Source organism: Skermanella sp. TT6 (genome assembly GCF_016653635.2).
Classification (GTDB): domain Bacteria; phylum Pseudomonadota; class Alphaproteobacteria; order Azospirillales; family Azospirillaceae; genus Skermanella; species Skermanella cutis.
The window spans coordinates 1,089,421-1,107,046 of sequence record NZ_CP067420.1 but is presented as its reverse complement, the minus strand read 5'-3'; the positions used below and the strand labels follow the sequence as shown (position 1 = coordinate 1,107,046).

Sequence of the window (17,626 nt, the reverse complement as noted above, 5' to 3'; positions counted from 1 at the left end):
GGACCAACCGCTCGCCTACCGCGCCGCCGGGGCGAAGCGGGCGAGGTCCCCCACGTAGGTCTTGGGCAGCGGCCAGGCGAGATCTCCGTGCTTGCTGGTTCCCAGGCCGAGCCTGACCAAGCCCTCGACCTGGACGACCGCCGCGGCCACGCCGTCGATCACCGGCAGGCCGACCTCGCGCTGGACCCTGGCCACCAAGTCGGCCATGCCGGCGCAACCCAGGACGATGGCGCCGCAACGGTCCTCGGCCGCGGCCCGCCGGCACTCCGCGACGATCGCCCGGAAGACCGGACCGCCGCCCTCGCCCGCTTCCTCCCCGGTGCCTTCCAGGTCGAGCACGGGGATGTCGGTGCCGCGCACCTTGCGGCAGGCGCGGTGCATGCCGTAGCGCTCGACCAGATGCTCGGCGATCACGCAGGTCCGGGTCAGCGTCGTCACGATGGAAAATCCGGTCGAGATGAAGCTCGCCGCATGCATCGCGGCCTCGGCGATGCCGACCACCGGTCCGGTCGCGACCTCGCGGGCGGCCAGCAGGCCGGGGTCCCCGAAGCAGGCGATGACATAGCCGTCGCACCCCTCGGCCTCGCCCTTCCTGACCTCCTCCAGGACGCCCAGGACGCTGACGGCCTCGTCGTAATGGCCTTCGATCGATACCGGGCCGGCGGCGGGATTGACCGCGACGATCTCCGTTCCCGGCGCGGCGATCGCGCGCGCCGCCTCGCCGATCTTCGCCGTCATGCCGGCCGTCGTGTTGGGGTTGATCACCTTGATCCGCATGGCGGGTCTCCCGAGGTCGGTTGCGAATGGTTCCGTTAGACGCGCATCCTCGGCGTCCTTGAAATTCAGGTCAACGAATGCCTTCCTAGTGAAAATGGATTTTCATACCGGTACCTTGGCGGGATGGAAGCCCCAAGCATCCCCCAGTCGCTGTCCGCACGGATCCGCTCCTGCTACGGCGACCTGTCGCCGACCGACCGGCGGCTGGCCGACCTGATGCTCGAATATCCCGGCGACATCGCCAGCTATTCCGCGTCCGAGCTGGCGCGCCTCGCCAACTCGTCCAACGCGGCGGTCAGCCGCTTCGTCCAGCGCCTGGGATTCCGCAATTACGAGGAATTGCGGGTGCTGGCGCGGGAGGCGAAATCCTGGGGCTCGCCGCTCTACCTGCTGAACCAGGCCCAGCCGGGCTCCGGACCCGATTTCGTCCAGGCGCACCTGAAGACATGCGCGGACAACATCGCCGGCAGCTTCCAGCAGATCGACCCGGCCGTGATCGAAGACCTTGCCGGCGCCGTCGCGTCGGCCCGGCAGGTCTGGTTGGTCGGGTTCCGCAACAGCTATTTCCTCGCGGGATACCTGCGCTGGCAGTTCATCCAGGTGCGCGACGGCGTCCGGCTGCTGCCGGCGGCCGGCGAGACGCTGGGCGAGTATCTGGCAGGCTTCGGGCCGGACGACATCGCGATCGTCTTCGGCCTGCGCCGCCGCCTGCCGGAAATAGGCCGGATCGTCACGGCCGCGCGGCGCGCCGGCACCCGCATCGCCTATGTCGCCGACCATGGATTGACCGAGGATCCGGGGGCCACTTGGTTCCTGCGCTGCGACACCCGCTCCCACGGGCCGTTGGACAACCATGTCGCGGTGCTGGCGCTCTGCCATGTGCTGGCGAACCAGGTGATCGCCAGGACCGGCACCGAAGGCCGAAAGCGCTTGTCCTCGATCGAGGAAATGCACGAGAACCTGGACGAGTTCTGATCCGGGCACCGGCCGGCATCTGTTCCGGAAAGTATCAAGGGGACTTCGACATGGATTTCAGCGACTGGATCGGCCGGAGCGAGACGGTATCGGACACCGTGACCGCGACTCCCTACGCCGCCCTGTCCGCCACGCTCGACCGGCCGGCCGACCGGCCGCCCGACGGCACTCCCCTGCCCGCCCTGTGGCACTGGCTCTATTTCCTGCCGCTGCACCGGCAATCCGAGATCGGTCCCGACGGGCACGCCAGGCGGGGCGGCTTCCTGCCGCCGGTGCCGCTGCCGCGGCGCATGTGGGCCGGCAGCCGGTTCGAATTCCACCGGCCGGTCCGGGTCGGCGACTGCGTGACACGCGTCTCAACCATCCAGGACGTGACGGAGAAATCCGGCCGCACCGGTCCCCTGGTCTTCGTGAAGGTGCGGCACGAGATCGGAACGGCCGGCGCCGCCGATGCTCCCTCCGATCCGGCGATCACCGAATTCCACGAAATCGTCTACCGCGAGGCGCCGAAGCCCGGCGACTCCGCCCCTGCTCCCCGGGAAGCCCCGTCCGATGCCGCCTGGGAGCGGGAATGGCGGCCCGACGACGTCCTGCTGTTCCGCTACTCCGCGCTGACCTTCAACGGCCACCGCATCCATTACGACCGCCGCTACGTCACCGAGACCGAAGGCTATCCCGGCCTGGTCGTCCACGGGCCGCTGATCGCCACCCTGCTGCTCGACCAGCTGCGCCACCGCCTCCCCGACGCGGAGGTCGCCCGCTACGAGTTCCGAGCGGTCCGCCCGACCTTCGACACCAACCCCTTCTTCGTGTGCGGCAGGCCGGAACCGGACGGCAGGACCTTCCGTCTCTGGGCGAGGGACCACGAAGGCTGGCTCACCATGGAAGCGACGGCGGTGATCCGATGAGCGCCGGTTCCCTCCGCCCGCTCGCCGGGATCACGGTCGTCACCCTGGAGCACGCCATCGCCGCCCCCTTCGCGACGCGCCAGCTCGCCGACCTGGGCGCCCGGGTGATCAAGGTGGAGCGGCCGGGCGTCGGGGATTTCGCCCGCGGCTACGACGAGCGGGTCAAGGGTCTTGCGTCGCACTTCGTCTGGACCAACCGATCCAAGGAAAGCCTGACCCTCGACCTCAAGGACGCGGAGGCGCAGGACATCCTGAAGCGCCTGATCCGGGAGCAGGCCGACGTCGTGGTCCAGAACCTGGCCCCCGGGGCGGCATCCCGCCTCGGCCTCTCTTACGATGCCCTGGCCGCGGAGAAGCCCGGCATCATCGTCTGCGACATCTCCGGCTACGGCAACGACGGCCCCTACCGCGACCGCAAGGCCTACGACCTGCTGATCCAGGGCGAGGCGGGGTTCCTCTCGGTCACCGGCACTCCCGACACGCCGTCCAAGGCGGGAGCCTCGGTGGCGGACATCGCCGCCGGGATGTACGCCTATTCCAGCATCCTGGCGGCCCTGTTCCACCGGGCGAACACGGGCCGGGGCCGGCACATCGACATTTCCATGCTGGAGTCGCTGGTGGAGTGGATGGGCTATCCGCTCTACTACGCCCATGACGGCGCACCCCCGCCGGCGCGGGCCGGCGCCAGCCACGCCACCATCTATCCCTACGGCCCGTTCCCCACGGGCGACGGCCGGACCGTCCTGCTGGGATTGCAGAACGAGCGGGAATGGGTAGCATTCTGCGAGCTGGTGCTGCGGCGGCCCGATCTGGCGGCCGACGAGCGCTTCTCCAGCAATTCCCGGCGCCACGCGGCGCGCGACGACCTCGGCCGCATCATCGCCGAGGTATTCTCGGCTCTCACCGCCGAGCAGGTGATCGCCCGGCTGGAGGAGGCCCGCATCGCCAACGGCCGCGTCAACGACATGGCCGACGTCTGGGACCACCCGCAACTGGCCACGCGCGGCCGCTGGCGAGAGGTCGGATCCGAACAGGGCCCCATCCCGGCGCTGCTGCCGCCGGGATTTCCCGGCGACGGCGACGCCCGCATGGATCCGGTCCCGGCGCTCGGCCAGCACACGGACGCCATCCTGGCGGCGCTCGGCTATACCGCCGACCGGATCGGCCGGCTGCGCGCCGCCAAGGTGATCTGAAGGGGGAGGCCCGGCGGCTCCCTCACGGGCATGTGACCGGGCGGCACCCGACCGTGACTGGCATCGGCCGGCACGGCGGACCAGATCAACCTCGTAGGAACCACCCAGGCGGAGGAAGCGCCATGAAGACGAAGTTCACCATGCCGCCCGTCGGGCGCCGGCTGGCGCTGGCCCTCGGGCTCCTGCTGGGAGCGACCGCCGCGAGCGCCGCCCAGGATACGCCCCTGGCCGCGACGGAAAGCGTCATTCTCGCCGGCGGCTGCTTCTGGTGCGTCGAATCCGACTTCGACAAGGTGCCCGGCGTCGTCGAGACGGTCTCCGGATATGCCGGGGGCCACACGCCGAACCCGACCTATAAGATGGTTTCCGCCGGCGGCACCGGGCATCTGGAGGTGGTCCGCATCACCTACGATCCGGCCAAGGTCAGCTTCGGCCAGCTCATCTCCTATTTCTGGCGGACCGTCAATCCGACCGATGCCGGCGGCCAGTTCTGCGACCGGGGAGACAGCTACCGGACCGCGATCTTCGTCTCCTCTCCGGAACAGCGGAAGTTGGCGGAGGACAGCAAGGCGGGGATCGAAAAGCTGCTCGGCAGGCCGGTGGTGACGCCGGTGATCCCGCTCGACCCGGCCTCCTTCACCCCGGCCGAGGACTATCATCAAGATTTCCACAACACCAACAATCTGAAATACAGCTTCTACAGGTACCGTTGCGGCCGCGACGAGCGATTGGCGGATCTGTGGGGCGACGCCGCCGGCAAATGGCCGCCGGCCCCGGTTCCCCAAAGTTGACCGGCCCGGACCGGATAACGCAACACAGCCCTGAGGCAGCCGGCCATTGCGATGCAGCATCGTCGGTGTTACACACCGACGATGCTGCATCGCATTACGCCGCCCTGATCCCCGGATCTTCAGCCGTTTTGCCCGGCGCCTGCCTGGACAGGCAGCCGCAGCGTCCGTCGTGCCTTTCGCTCACGGGCCGCCCCGACGCAGTCGGAGATGCCGCCCCGGTCCCATTCAGGTTTCAATGACTCCCGATATTGCCAGACTCCGTTCGGAGTGGTTCGGCAACGTGCGAGGCGACGTGCTCGCCGGCATCGTCGTCGCACTTGCCCTTATTCCCGAAGCGATCGCCTTCTCGATCATCGCGGGCGTCGATCCCAAGGTCGGTCTCTACGCCTCCTTCGTCATCGCGGTCACTATTTCCATCGTCGGCGGACGGCCGGGCATGATCTCGGCCGCCACCGGCGCCATGGCCCTCCTGATGATCGACCTGGTCCAGGATCATGGGCTCGATTACCTGTTCGCCGCCACCCTGCTGACCGGCGCCCTTCAGATCGTCGTCGGGCTGCTGAAACTGGGCCGCTACATGCGGTTCGTCTCGCGCTCGGTCATGACCGGCTTCGTGAACGCGCTGGCGATCCTGATCTTCATGGCGCAGTTGCCGGAATTCGCCGGCGCCAATTGGCAGGTGTACGCCATCGTCGCGGCGGGGCTGGGCATCATCTACCTGCTGCCCCTGGTCACCACCGCGGTGCCGTCGCCCCTGGTCGCGATCGTGGCGCTGACCGCCGTCGCCATCCTGACCGGCGCCGACGTGCGGACGGTCGGCGACATGGGGGAGCTGCCCGGCACGCTCCCAACCTTCCTGATCCCGGACGTCCCGCTGAACCTGGAAACCCTCGGCATCATCCTGCCGGTCGCGGTCACCCTCACCGTCGTGGGTTTGCTGGAATCGCTGCTGACGGCGTCGATCGTCGACGACCTGACCGACACCCGGAGCGACAAGCACGCCGAGACCCGCGGCCAGGGCATCGCCAACATCGCGTCGGGCCTGTTCGGCGGCATGGCGGGCTGCGCCATGATCGGCCAGTCCGTCATCAACGTGAAGTCCGGCGGGCGAGGCCGGCTGTCCGCCTTCGTCGCCGGGGTGGGCCTGCTGTTCCTGATCCTGGTGCTTCAGTCCTGGGTCGTCCAGATCCCCATGGCGGCGCTGGTGGCCGTCATGATCATGGTGTCGATCGGCACCTTCAACTGGGGCTCGGTCCGCCAGCTGCGCACCATGCCGGTCAGTTCCTCGATCGTGATGATCGCCACGACCCTCACCACCGTCTTCACCCACGACCTGTCCAAGGGCGTCCTGGCCGGGGTCCTGCTCAGCGCCCTGTTCTTCGCCCGCAAGGTCGCCCACTTCGTCGCGGTCGAAAGCACCCTGGCGGAGGATGGCCGTTCCCGGACCTACAAGGTCTACGGCCAGCTCTTCTTCGCCTCGGCCGACGATTTCATCGCCCGGTTCGATTTCCAGGAAAGCCTCGAACGCGTCGAAATCGACCTGACCGGCGCCCACCTGTGGGACTACACCGCGGTCGGCGCCATCGACAAGGTCGTGCTGCGGTTCCGCCGGGAAGGCGCCGATGTCCATCTGATCGGGCTGAACCAGCCCAGCAGCACGCTGCTCGACCGCCTGGGCGTCCACGACAAGCCGGATGCAGCGCAGCAGCTCGGCGGTCACTGAGAAGAACCGGAGAAAACCAGCCATGAAAAGCATCCTGCTCTGCCTGGATGGATCGGTCTATGCCCGCAGCGTCTGCGAGCACGCCGCCTGGTTCGCCAGCCGCCTGGAAGCGTCGGTCGATCTCCTGCACGTGGTGGATATCCGGGAGCGCGCCCCGGCCGGGCGCCAGGACCTCAGCGGCAGCATCGGCATAGAGACCTTGGACCACCTGATGAGCGAGATGGTCGACCAGGACCATGCCCGGTCCCGGACCGCCCAGCTGATCGGCCGGCATCTCCTCGACGAGGGCCGGTCGATCCTGAAAGAGGCCGGCGTCGCGAACACGACGGCCAGCCTGCGCAACGGCGCGGTGGTCGATGCGGTCCAGGACCTGTCGGCCAAGGCCGACCTGATCGTCATGGGCAAGCGCGGCGAAGGCGTCGATTTCGCATCGGGCCATTTGGGGTCGAACCTGGAGCGGGTCGTCCGCGCGGTCGATCGCCCCTGTCTGGTGGCCGCCCGCGCCTTCAAGCCCATCGAACGCGTCCTGATCGCCTATGACGAAGGCAAGAGCGCCCGGCGCGCCGTCAGCTTCCTGGCGAACTCTCCCGGCTTCAAGGATCTGGACATCCACCTGGTCCTCGCCTCCGACCGGCCCGGCGACTCCGAGGTGACCAAGGCGCTCGCCTGGGCCGAGGGGGAACTGTCTTCCGCCGGGCTCAAGGCCGCGTGCCGGATCGTCCAGGGCGAGCCGGAAGCGGTCATCACCGGCACGGTGGCGTCCGACGGCATCGACCTCCTGGTCATGGGCGCCTACGGCCACTCCCGCATCCGCAACCTGATCATCGGCAGCACGACCACCGGGATGATCCGCGACTGCCGGATCCCCGTGCTCCTGTTCCGGTGAGTCCGGGGCGCACCGATCCGCTCCGTCACCGGCCCGCGGAAGCGCCCTTCACCCACCAGGCGTCGAACGCGATGCCGTAGGGCGGCGGATCCCGGGGATGCTCCAGCTTGTCCCAGTAGGCGACCCGGGCCACGCCGGCATACCAGTGCGGGATGACGTAATGCCCCCACAGCAGCACCCGGTCCAGCGCCGCGGCGCGGGCGCGCAGGTCCTCGCGGGTATCGGCGGCGATCAGCAGGTCGACCAACTGGTCCACCGCCTCGCTGCGGATACCCGCATAGTTGCGGCTGCCCGGCCGGTCGGCCGCGGCCGATGTCCAGAAGTCGCGCTGCTCGTTGCCGGGCGACAGAGACTGTCCCCAGACGGCCGTGGTCATGTCGAAATCGAAGTCGCTGATCCGGTTCTGATACTGGGCGGTGTCCACGGTCCGCACGCGGGCGTCGATCCCCAGCCGGCGCAGGTTCCCGATGAACGGCAGCGCCACCCGTTCCAGCGACGGGCTGTTGAGAAGAATCGTGAACTCCAGCGGCCGTCCGGTCTCCGCATCGACCCGGCGGCCGTCCCGGATCACCCAGCCGGCCTCCTCCAGAAGTTCGCGGCCCTTCAGCAGGTTCTCGCGCACGGCGGTCCGGCTTCCGGCGGACGGCGGGTTGTAGCGTTCCGTGAAGACCTCGTCCGGGACCTTTCCGCGCAGGGGCTCCAGGATCTTCAGCTCCGCCTCGCCGGGCAGGCCCTCCGCCTCCAGGTCGGAGTTCTCGAAGTAGCTGTCGGCGCGTTGATAGGCGCCGTAGAACAGCACCGAATTCGCCCACTCGAAGTCGAAGGCGTGGGCGATCGCGTAGCGCACCCGGGGATCGGCGAAGACGGGCCGGCGCGTGTTGAACACGAAGCCCTGCATGCCTGCCGGCGTCTCGACCTCGATTTCCTCCATCGTGATCCTGCCGGCCTCGACCGCCCGCCTGTCATAGGCGGTCGCCCAGTTCTTCGCGACGTTCTCGACCCGGAAATCCACCAGCCCGCCGTTGAAGGCCTGGAGCGCCACCGTCGGGTCGAGATAATAATCGTAACGCAGGGTGCCGAAGTTGAACCGGCCGACATTGACCGCCAGGTCCTTGCCCCAATAGTCCGGGACCCGCTCGTAGGTGATCGAGCGGCCGGCGTCGACGCGCGCGATCCCGTAGGGGCCGCTGCCGAGCGGCGGATCCAGCGTCGTCCGGTCGAAGGTCCGGTCCTGCCAGTAATGCTTCGGCAGGACCGGAAGCTGCCCCAGGATCAGGGGCAGTTCGCGGTTGTCGCCCGGCGCGAAGGTGAACCTGACCGTGCGCTCCCCCGTCCGCTCGACCTTCGCGACATTGGCATAGTAGGCCCGGTAGAACGGATGTGCCTCGCGCAGCGTGTCGAAGGTGAAGATGACGTCCTCCACCCCGATCGGCTGGCCGTCGTGGAACCGGGCCTCGGGCCGCAGGGTGAAGGCGACCCAGGCGCGGTCCGCCGGCAGTTCGACGCTTTCGGCGACGAGCGGATACTGGGTGAACGGCTCGTCCAGCGACTCCACCATCAGCGTGTCGAAGGTATTGGCGATGCCGGCCGCCGCCACTCCCCGGATCGTGAAGGGATTGAGCGTGTCGAACCCGCCGAGCGCCGACAGCACCACGGAACCGCCCTTCGGAGCATCCGGGTTGACATAGTCGAAGCGGTCGAAACCCGGAGGATATTTCGGCTCCCCGTACATGGCCAGGCCATGCCGCGGCGGATCGTCCGCCGCGAGCACCGCGATCCCCGCCGGAAGCGTCAGCAGCCATGAAACGAGGACGACTAGCGATGTACCAAGCCTAGCCATCGGCATTGCCATCGCTGAAAGCGGATCCCGTCATGTCTGACCTTTCCCGATTCAAGCCGTCGCCTCAGGGAACACGCGGGCGGGAGGGTTGGGTGCAGGCGATTTGCACGGTGATGCCGCAGCGGAGATCACCTCATGTCCCGGGGCTGGGCCATTCATCGACGTGCTTGCGTCGCGAGAATCGTGGCGACCGCTGCCGGACCGATACCCGCGCGGGCACCGATCTCGCCCAGGGTTTCGCCGCCCGAGACTTCGATATTCGCGGACTTCAGTTTGGCGACGGCATCGCTCGGAGTCATTCCGAACGCCGGAGCGGCGGACTCCAGCGTGGCACCGGACAGGGCACGGAATACGGCACCGGGACTCGCATTCGACGTATCGCCCGTAATCGCAGTAAAGACGATGCTTGCGACGAGGCTTGTGGATAGAACGGCGAGAGCCGTATTGCGCCTCAGGTACGCGGTAAAGGGCCTCCAGTTTCTCGCAAGGTGCCATATCGCCACGGCCGAGAATGCGATGCTCAACCATTCATGAGAGAATCTGACGAGTCCGGCTTTCCAGTGGAGCAGAAGCATGATCCCCGTGATCGTCGAGACGATGAAAGCGACGAACGTGACGGGGGTGACGACATCCCGTGTCGGGATTCCAGCTTTTGGGAACATGGGGAAACCACCTCGGTGGACGATCATTCATATCCACTCAGGTGTAGCGCTGCAGCGTAACCGCCGTATGTCCCGAACGGAACAGGCTTGTAACGGAATGTAACGGCGCCCAATCCGATCCGGTCTCCCGCCCCTTTCGGCCCACGGAATCGGGAACATCCGCCGCGCCCGAAGGTTGGCCTTGGGACACCTTCGGATCACGAAACGAGGCAGAGATGATCAGCAGCTTCCGCAAATCCGCCGTCTTCGCCGCCGCGCTGGCTGCATCGGCACTGGCCCTTCCCGCGGCGGCCCAGCAGCAGACGACGCCCCCGAACCCGACCACTCCCGCCCTCGGCACGGCGACGCTCAACAACGCCGAGGGCCAGGCGATCGGGACGGTCGCCTTCGTCGAGACACCCAACGGCGTGCTGATCCAGGCGCGGATCAATCCCGGCAGCGGCCTCGCTTCGGGAATGCACGGTTTCCATATCCATGAGAACGGGACCTGCGAACCGCCGAACTTCCAGTCCGCCGGCGGTCACTTCAACCCGGACAACCACGAGCACGGCTTCCTGTCCCCGCGCGGCGTCCATGCCGGCGACCTGCCCAATATCTGGGTCGCATCGGACGGGGCCGCCCAGGCCGACTTCATGACCGACGCGGTGACGTTCCGCGGAGGATCGAACAGCCTGGTCAAGCCGGGCGGCACCTCGATCCTCATCCATGGGTCGCCGGACGACTATACGACCAATCCGGCGGGTAGTTCCGGCGATCGGGTCGCCTGCGGCGTCATCACCCAGACGGCTTCCCGCTAGGCGCAAGGCAACCGGGGAGGGTCGGACCGCCCCTCCCCGGATAACGCCTCACCGGCCGTTCACGCCGGTTCCGATCAGGTGAACCGGCATGAGGAAGACCGCCAGGAGGAACAGCACCAGGGCGACGATCAGAAGGACGAACGCCTTGCTGCGGTCCCGCTCGGCGTCCACGTTGCTGGCCAATGCCTCGTCGTAGGCCCGGTGGAAGTAATCGATCTCGGACTGCGCTTCCCTGACGGCCTCGATCCGATCGAAGTCGTCCAGGACGAGGCGCCGGTCCAGCTTGACCAGGCGCGCCATTGCCATGAACATCGCGGCGAGCGACGCCAGGCAGAGGCTGATCATGACCATCGTCACCGGCTCGCGCCACCGGGATACGTCCAGATACTGCGCGAACGAGACGAAGCCGAAGATCGAGAAGGAAATGATCGACACCGGCACGCTCAGGAGCGACTGGACGTTCGACCGCCGGGACCGTTCGGCAAGATACAGGCTCTTCAGGCTGTCGGTGGAAATCAGCCGCCCCGCATGCCCTTCGTCATGGTGCTTGTCCTCTTGGCTTTCCTTGGCGTCATGATGCTCTTGCACGGTAAACCTCATCGCGGCCGCAGAACGGCGTGAAGCCCGGCACGTTCCGCGTTGCGCAGGGCGGCGCGTAGCCCGGCCTCGTCGGCATGGCGCTCCCGAAGGCGCCGGCCCTCGCATGTCGCCTCGACCCGGTCGGACGCGAACGGCCAGGGATCGACGGTCAGGTCGGCCAAATCGCCGTTCCGCGCCCGGATGGTCAGGCTCGCCCGGTCGTTTCCGACCGTGGGAACGTCGGGGATGACGGCTCCGCCCTCCTCGATCCCCCAGCAGACCTCCAGCGACATGCGGTCGGTCGCCGCGACCAGCCGACGGTTCCGCTCCACCGCCTCGGGCGCCACATCGGCCGCCAGCCTCGGGTCGGCGCCCAGTACCTCCAGCGCCGCGCACTGGAAGGCATGCTGATCCTCCAGGAAATCCCGGACCAGCCGCGCATCGTCGGGCGAGGCCTTGTCGAAATCGAAGTACGAGGAATAGATCGTGTCGGCGTGCAGCGAGACGAGCAGCGCCGGATATCGCCCGAACACCTCGGCACGCTCGACGCCCTCCGTCCACAGCGCAGTGTGGACCGCGGGCCCGAGTTCCCGGAATTCATGGGGCCTGCCGGTCTCATGGTTCAGCGTCGGCGCGGTCTCCCAGGATAGCCAGCCGATGTCATGCAGTTCCGCGCCGAGGCAGACTTCCTCGTACGGCGCAGGCCGCGCGAAACCATCGTTGCCCCAGGCCCGCACGAACTGGCCGGCCAGCCAGGAATGGCTCGGCTGCCCGATCGCGATCACGCCGTCGCCGTCTTTCCGGAAAAGCATGGAGCCCGTCCCTGGTTCGTCACCTCCCCCGACTGAACAAAAAAAAGGGGCCGTGGTTGCCCACGGCCCGAGTCTAGGGAGGAAACGCCCAAGAAGTGCGTTACAGGATCGATCGCATCGCAGACACCACCGATCCCGCACTGCACAATATGATCGCGCAAGGTTTCAAAATCAAGCGAAAAAAGAAAGATGTACGGAAGCAACCGCTTAGCAAGCTGGTTGGGCACAAAACAATCGCCCATGCGAACAGTCATTGCTGCACTGCGTCATGAATTCCAAGGGGTTCTCGAGGGCGGCCGGGGAGATGTGGCGCACCCACACCGTCTCGGGGGGCAGAGGTCCGGGGGCGAGTGCCGGACTGCATGAAAGGTATGACCACTTTACCATATCACAAGGTCGCATCGGCGGAAATTTTCGGGCGCCGAGAGCTTCCGCCGCAGCAATGGGATCGTGCCTGCCGTTTTCTTCGGCCCCGCATCGACCCGCGACACGGTTTCATGCGTTAAACCAGGGGTGGGCGCGCGTGGCGGTGGCTTCGAGCGCCCGCGATCCGTCAACGAGGCAGGCAGCAAGCATGGACGACAAAACGACGCATCCCATGGCCGAATTGCCCGCTCCGTCGTCCGACTGGGCGCTCTTCCTGGACTTCGACGGCACCCTGGTGGAGATCGCCGACCAGCCCGACGGCGTCCAGGTGGCGCCCGGACTTCCGGAACTCCTGACCCGGCTGCATGGGGCGCTCGGCGGAGCCGTGGCCCTGGTCAGCGGACGCGGTCTCGACGACATCGACCGCCTGCTCGGACGCCTTCCGCTCGCCGCGGCCGGCCAGCACGGGCTGGAACGGCGCGACGCGGAGGGGCGGAGGGCGACCGCGTCGATCGACCGCCCCGCGCTGGCCGAGATCACGAGAGGCCTGGAAGAATTCGTCGCCGCCCATCCGGGCACGCGGCTGGAGCCGAAGGGCATGACCGTGGCGCTGCATTTCCGCAACGCGCCGGAAGCGGAGGCCGACGCCCGTGCGGCGACGTCCGCCCTGATGGAACGCTTCGGCGACGGCTTCCACGTCCAGGAAGGCAAGATGGTCCTGGAGGTGAAGCCGAAGGGATCGACCAAGGGGACGGTGGTCGAACAGCTCCTAGGCGAACCGCCGTTCGCCGGGCGCACCCCGGTCTTCATCGGCGACGACGTGACCGACGAGGACGGCTTCCGCGTGGCCAATGCCCATGGCGGCCTCTCGATCCAGATCGGCACCCGCCTGCCGACCGACGCGCGGGCCCGCATCCCGTCCGTCCCCGACCTTCACCGGTGGCTGGCCGACATGGCCGACCGTCTCCGCTGAACGCGCCGGCCGAGCGATGGACACCCTCAACCTGGCCCTGATCGGCAACTGCAGCTTTACCGCCCTGCTCGATACCAGGGCCCGTATCGTCTGGTCCTGCCAGCCGCGCCCGGACGGCGATCCGGTCTTCTGCAGCCTTCTGAACGGCGCGCCGGGTGATGACGGGCGCACAGTCCCCGATTGGGGATTCTACGAGATCGAGTTGCTGGGCTGCACCGGCTCGGAACAACGCTACCTGCCCAACACGGCCGTGGTGGAAACCGTCCTCCACGACGGCAACGGATCCGCGATCGAGATCACCGACTTCGCGCCGCGCCACCAGCACCACGGCAGGTCGTACCGGCCGGCCACGATCGTCCGCCTGGTCCGGACGCTGCGCGGAACGCCGCGCATCGTGATCCGGGTCCGTCCGCGGTTCGACTATGGCGAGGTGGCGCCCGAGATCACCCGCGGCAGCAACCATATCCGCTACGTCTCGGCGGACAAGGTGCTCCGGCTGACCACCGCGGCACCGATCGCCTACATCCTGGACGAGACCCCGTTCGTGCTGGACGAGCCGGTCACCCTGATCCTCGGCCCCGACGAGCCCCTGCGCGCGCCGATCGACGAGAGCGGGCGCCGGCTGCTCGAGCTGACGCGGGACTATTGGCGGCAATATGCCCGATCGCTGGCGCTGCCGTTCGAGTGGCAGGACGCGGTGATCCGCGCCGCCATCACCCTGAAGATCTGCACCTTCGAGGAGACCGGCGCGGTCATCGCGGCGGTCACCACCTCGATCCCGGAGGCGCCGGGCACGATACGCAACTGGGACTACCGGTATTGCTGGGTCCGGGACGCCTATTTCGTCATCCAGGCGCTCAACAGCCTGGGCGTGACCATCACCATGGAGAACTATCTCCACTACATCACCAACATCGTGGCCGGGGCCTCCAAGGGCACGCTCCAGCCGGTCTACGGCATCGCGCAGGAGATGCGGCTGGTCGAGCGCGCGGCGTCGAGCCTCGCGGGATACCGCGGCATGGGGCCGGTCCGCGTCGGCAACGAGGCCTATGCGCAGATCCAGAACGACAGCTACGGCGCCGTGATCCTGGCCTCCGCCCAGGCCTTCTTCGACCAGCGGCTGGCCAGGCCGGGGGGCATCGACCTGTTCCGGCGGCTGGAACTGCTGGGCGACCAGGCGGTCATGCTTTACGACAAGCCGGACGCCGGCCTGTGGGAGCTGCGGACCGCCGAGCACGTCCATACCTTCTCCTCGGTGATGTGCTGGGCCGCCTGCGACCGGCTGGCCCGGATCGCCTGCCAGCTCCGCCTCGAGGAACGCGCGGCCCACTGGCGCGAGCATGCCGACAGGATTCGGGAAACCGTGCTTGAGCGGGCCTGGAATCCGAAGCTGAACAGCTTCGTGGATGCCTACCGCGGCGGCGACGGTTTCGACCATGGCAACCGCGAAAGCGTCGGGAAGATCGACGCCAGTCTGCTGCTGATGCACGAATTGCGCTTCATCGAGGCGCGCGATCCCCGGTTCCTCGGCACCGTGGCGGCGATCGAGAACACGCTCAAGCGGGGTAGCATGCTCTACCGGTACGTGGCCGCGGATGATTTCGGCTATCCTGAGACGGCTTTCACCATCTGCACCTTCTGGTATATCGACGCCCTCGCGGCGATCGGCCGGAAGGATGAGGCTCGGACCCTGTTCGAGCAGATGCTGTCCCACCGCAACCATGTGGGACTGCTGTCGGAGGACATCGACCCGGCCACCGGCGAGCTCTGGGGCAACTATCCCCAGACCTATTCGATGGTCGGCCTGATCAACTCGGCCATGCGGCTGAGCAAACCCTGGGAGGAAGCGTTTTGAGCAGACTGGTCGTGGTGTCGAACCGGGTCGCCCCGATCGACGAGGGCAAGCAGTCGGCCGGCGGGCTCGCCGTCGCCGTGCTGGCCGCCCTCAAGAAGACCGGCGGCATCTGGTTCGGCTGGAGCGGCGACGTCGTCGCGGCGCCGCCGTCCGCCCCCAGCCTGACGCCGGTCGGTCGCCTGACCTATGCGACCCTCGACCTGGCGAAGCGGGACTACGAGGAATACTACAACGGCTACGCCAACTCCACGCTGTGGCCGCTGTTCCATTTCCGGCTCGGGCTGACCAATTTCAGCCGGCGCAACTATGCGGGATACCAGCGGGTCAACAGCCTGTTCGCCTCCAAGCTGGCGCCGCTGCTGGAGCCGGACGACATGGTCTGGGTCCACGACTACCACCTGATCCCGTTCGCCGAGCAGCTCCGCATGATCGGGATGAAGCACCGCATGGGCTTCTTCCTGCACACCCCCTTCCCGGCACCCGAGATCCTGGTGGCCCTGCCCAACCACGAGGACCTGGTGCGGGCGCTGTGCGCCTACGACGTGGTCGGGTTCCACACGCTGTGCGACCTGCGCTGCTTCATCAACTATATCCGGTTCGAGGCGCGCGGCACGGTGACCGATCGGGGACCCGGCGAGGGATACTACATCAAGGCGTTCGGCCGTACCCTGGTGGCCCGCTCCTTCCCGATCAGCATCGACACGGAGCCGCTGGTCGCTCTGGCGGCGCAGGCGGCCAACACCCGCCAGACCGAGCGCCTGCGGGACAGCCTGGTCGGGCGCGACCTGATCATCGGCGTCGACCGGCTGGACTATTCCAAGGGGCTGCCGCAGCGCTTCGAGTCCTTCCACTGCCTGCTGGAGAACTACCCGGCCAACCGGGGACACGTCTCGTTCCTTCAGATCGCCCCGCCGTCCCGCTCCGACGTGCCGGAATACATCGCGATCCGCAAGGAGCTGGAGACGCTGAGCGGCCACATCAACGGCCGCTTCGCCGAGTTCGACTGGGTGCCGATCCGCTACCTGAACAAGAGCTTCACCCGCCGCTCCCTGGCCGGGTTCTTCCGGGTCAGCAAGGTCGGGCTGGTGACCCCGCTGCGCGACGGCATGAACCTGGTCGCGAAGGAATATGTCGCCTGCCAGGACCCGGAGGACCCAGGCGTGCTGGTGCTGTCCCGTTTCGCCGGCGCCGCGGAGGAGCTGGATTCGGCGCTGATCGTCAATCCCTATGACATCGAATCCGTCGCCGACGCGCTCCAGCGGGCGCTGACCATGCCGCTGGAGGAGCGAAGGCAGCGCCATGCCGACATGATGGGCGTGCTCCGGCGGAACGATATCTCGGTCTGGCGCGAGAATTTCGTCACGGCGCTGACGCGGGCGCCCTACGATAGCTGACCACGGGGGGAAAGCAGAAGGAGAGGGACCCATGACCGGAACACGCTATCTCGTCGCCGACATCGGCGCGACCAACGCCCGCTTCGGGTTGCTCGACGCGGCCGGCCGCCTGCTCCACACCCGCACCCTGCCCTGCAACGGCTATCCCACGCTGGAGGCCGCGGGCCAAGCCTACCTGGCCTCCGCCCAGCCCGACGCCCACCCGGCGGAAGGCGCCTTCGCGATCGCCGGGCCGGTGACCGGCGACGTGCTGACCATGACCAACCATCCCTGGACCTTCTCGGTGCTGGAGACCTGCAAGGCGCTCGGCCTCGGCCGGCTGGAGGTGGTCAACGACTTCACCGCCGTCGCCATGTCGATCCCGCTGCTGGCCGAGGCCGACCGGCTCCAGGTCGGCGACGGGTCACCCGTCCCGCATGACGTGATCGGCGTGATCGGCCCCGGCACCGGCCTGGGCGTTTCCGGCCTGATCCATGGTCCCGGAGGCTGGACCGCGCTCGCGGGAGAAGGCGGGCACGTGACCATGGCGCCGGTCTCGGACCGGGAGAGCGCCGTGCTCGACCGGCTCCGCAGGCAGTTCACCCATGTCTCGGCGGAGCGGGTGATCTCCGGCCAAGGGCTCGTCAACCTGTACGAGGCCCTTTCCCTGCTCGACCACCGCGAGCCCGAGGGCCTGACCCCCGCCGACATCGCGGGCCGCGGGCTGGACGGCAGCGACGCGACCTGCGTCGAGGCGCTGGAGATGTTCTGCGCCATGCTGGGTACCGTCGCCGGCAACCTCGCGCTGACCCTGGGCTCGCGCGGGGGAGTCTATATCGCGGGCGGCATCGTCCCCCGGCTCGGCGGCTTCTTCAACCGCTCCCGGTTCCGCGAGCGGTTCGTCGAGAAGGGCCGGCTGCGCGACTTTCTCGGGCCGATACCCACATATGTCGTGACCCATGAGCTGCCGGCCTTCCTAGGACTGAAGGCCGTCCTGGACAAGGTCGCGTAACGCCGCCCCGCCGCTAGGGCTGATCCGATGCGTTGCGCCATAGACGCAACCTACGATCTTCAACCCGCATCATCTCCGCCCTGCATCGAGCCGCGGGCACGGCT

The 17,626-nt window shown here is 67.7% G+C and carries 16 protein-coding genes; 11 read left to right on the top strand and 5 right to left on the bottom strand.

Annotation, left to right across the window (positions count from 1 at the left end; translation table 11 throughout):
- Nucleotides 1–15 precede the first annotated feature (15 nt).
- Nucleotides 16–777 carry an aspartate/glutamate racemase family protein gene (locus IGS68_RS05145; RefSeq protein WP_201077856.1) on the bottom strand — a complete coding sequence of 254 codons (762 nt, stop codon included), beginning with the start codon at nt 775–777 and terminating at the stop codon, nt 16–18.
- A gap of 123 nt (nt 778–900) precedes the next feature.
- Here IGS68_RS05145 and IGS68_RS05140 point away from each other — a divergent pair, with 123 nt between their 5' ends.
- The 6 genes from IGS68_RS05140 (at nt 901) to IGS68_RS05115 (ending at nt 7,253) form a co-directional block, all read left to right on the top strand.
- Complete coding sequence (locus tag IGS68_RS05140) at nt 901–1,752, top strand: MurR/RpiR family transcriptional regulator (protein WP_201077854.1); 852 nt, start codon at nt 901–903, stop codon at nt 1,750–1,752.
- A 50-nt stretch (nt 1,753–1,802) separates the two neighbouring features.
- The gene (locus tag IGS68_RS05135; protein WP_201077852.1) at nt 1,803–2,660 is read left to right on the top strand and encodes an HTD2 family dehydratase; all 858 of its coding nucleotides are present in this window, start codon (nt 1,803–1,805) and stop codon (nt 2,658–2,660) included.
- Nucleotides 2,657–3,853, top strand: a complete 1,197-nt coding sequence (locus IGS68_RS05130; protein WP_201077850.1) for a CaiB/BaiF CoA transferase family protein — start codon at nt 2,657–2,659, stop codon at nt 3,851–3,853. The genes IGS68_RS05135 and IGS68_RS05130 overlap by 4 nt, the downstream gene beginning before the upstream one ends.
- Nucleotides 3,854–3,975: 122 nt before the next feature.
- On the top strand, nt 3,976–4,644 hold the full coding sequence (msrA, locus tag IGS68_RS05125; RefSeq protein ID WP_201077848.1) for a peptide-methionine (S)-S-oxide reductase MsrA: 669 nt from the start codon (nt 3,976–3,978) through the stop codon (nt 4,642–4,644).
- 235 nt (nt 4,645–4,879) lie between these two features.
- Nucleotides 4,880–6,367, top strand: coding sequence for a SulP family inorganic anion transporter (locus IGS68_RS05120; protein WP_201077846.1), 1,488 nt, complete (start codon nt 4,880–4,882; stop codon nt 6,365–6,367).
- A gap of 22 nt (nt 6,368–6,389) precedes the next feature.
- Nucleotides 6,390–7,253 (top strand): universal stress protein, encoded by an 864-nt coding sequence (locus IGS68_RS05115; protein ID WP_247881183.1) that lies wholly within the window; start codon nt 6,390–6,392, stop codon nt 7,251–7,253.
- A 25-nt stretch (nt 7,254–7,278) separates the two neighbouring features.
- Here the strand turns inward: IGS68_RS05115 and IGS68_RS05110 are convergent, their stop codons facing one another.
- Entirely contained in the window at nt 7,279–9,093 is a 1,815-nt protein-coding gene (locus IGS68_RS05110) for an extracellular solute-binding protein (protein ID WP_201077842.1), read from the bottom strand.
- Nucleotides 9,094–9,248: 155 nt separating this feature from the next.
- Entirely contained in the window at nt 9,249–9,782 is a 534-nt protein-coding gene (locus tag IGS68_RS05105; protein ID WP_201077840.1) for a DUF4405 domain-containing protein, read from the bottom strand.
- A gap of 188 nt (nt 9,783–9,970) precedes the next feature.
- Here IGS68_RS05105 and IGS68_RS05100 point away from each other — a divergent pair, with 188 nt between their 5' ends.
- Nucleotides 9,971–10,552 carry a superoxide dismutase family protein gene (locus IGS68_RS05100; protein ID WP_201077838.1) on the top strand — a complete coding sequence of 194 codons (582 nt, stop codon included), beginning with the start codon at nt 9,971–9,973 and terminating at the stop codon, nt 10,550–10,552.
- Between the two features lie 48 nt (nt 10,553–10,600).
- On the opposite strand, the gene IGS68_RS05095 is transcribed toward IGS68_RS05100, so the two are convergent.
- Together IGS68_RS05095 and IGS68_RS05090 are read right to left on the bottom strand one after the other, a co-directional pair.
- Nucleotides 10,601–11,140, bottom strand: coding sequence for a hypothetical protein (locus IGS68_RS05095; protein WP_201077836.1), 540 nt, complete (start codon nt 11,138–11,140; stop codon nt 10,601–10,603).
- 8 nt (nt 11,141–11,148) lie between these two features.
- The gene (locus IGS68_RS05090) at nt 11,149–11,943 is read right to left on the bottom strand and encodes a DUF3891 family protein (protein ID WP_201077835.1); all 795 of its coding nucleotides are present in this window, start codon (nt 11,941–11,943) and stop codon (nt 11,149–11,151) included.
- Between the two features lie 574 nt (nt 11,944–12,517).
- Here IGS68_RS05090 and otsB point away from each other — a divergent pair.
- From otsB to IGS68_RS05070, 4 genes are read left to right on the top strand one after another with little or no spacing between them, the layout of a single operon-like run.
- On the top strand, nt 12,518–13,282 hold the full coding sequence (otsB, locus tag IGS68_RS05085) for a trehalose-phosphatase (protein WP_201077834.1): 765 nt from the start codon (nt 12,518–12,520) through the stop codon (nt 13,280–13,282).
- 16 nt (nt 13,283–13,298) lie between these two features.
- The gene (locus IGS68_RS05080; RefSeq protein ID WP_201077833.1) at nt 13,299–15,137 is read left to right on the top strand and encodes a glycoside hydrolase family 15 protein; all 1,839 of its coding nucleotides are present in this window, start codon (nt 13,299–13,301) and stop codon (nt 15,135–15,137) included.
- On the top strand, nt 15,134–16,531 hold the full coding sequence (gene otsA, locus IGS68_RS05075; RefSeq protein ID WP_201077832.1) for an alpha,alpha-trehalose-phosphate synthase (UDP-forming): 1,398 nt from the start codon (nt 15,134–15,136) through the stop codon (nt 16,529–16,531). Before IGS68_RS05080 ends, otsA begins: the two co-directional genes overlap by 4 nt.
- Nucleotides 16,532–16,562: 31 nt before the next feature.
- Nucleotides 16,563–17,522 (top strand): glucokinase, encoded by a 960-nt coding sequence (locus IGS68_RS05070; protein ID WP_201077831.1) that lies wholly within the window; start codon nt 16,563–16,565, stop codon nt 17,520–17,522.
- Nucleotides 17,523–17,626: the final 104 nt, after the last annotated feature.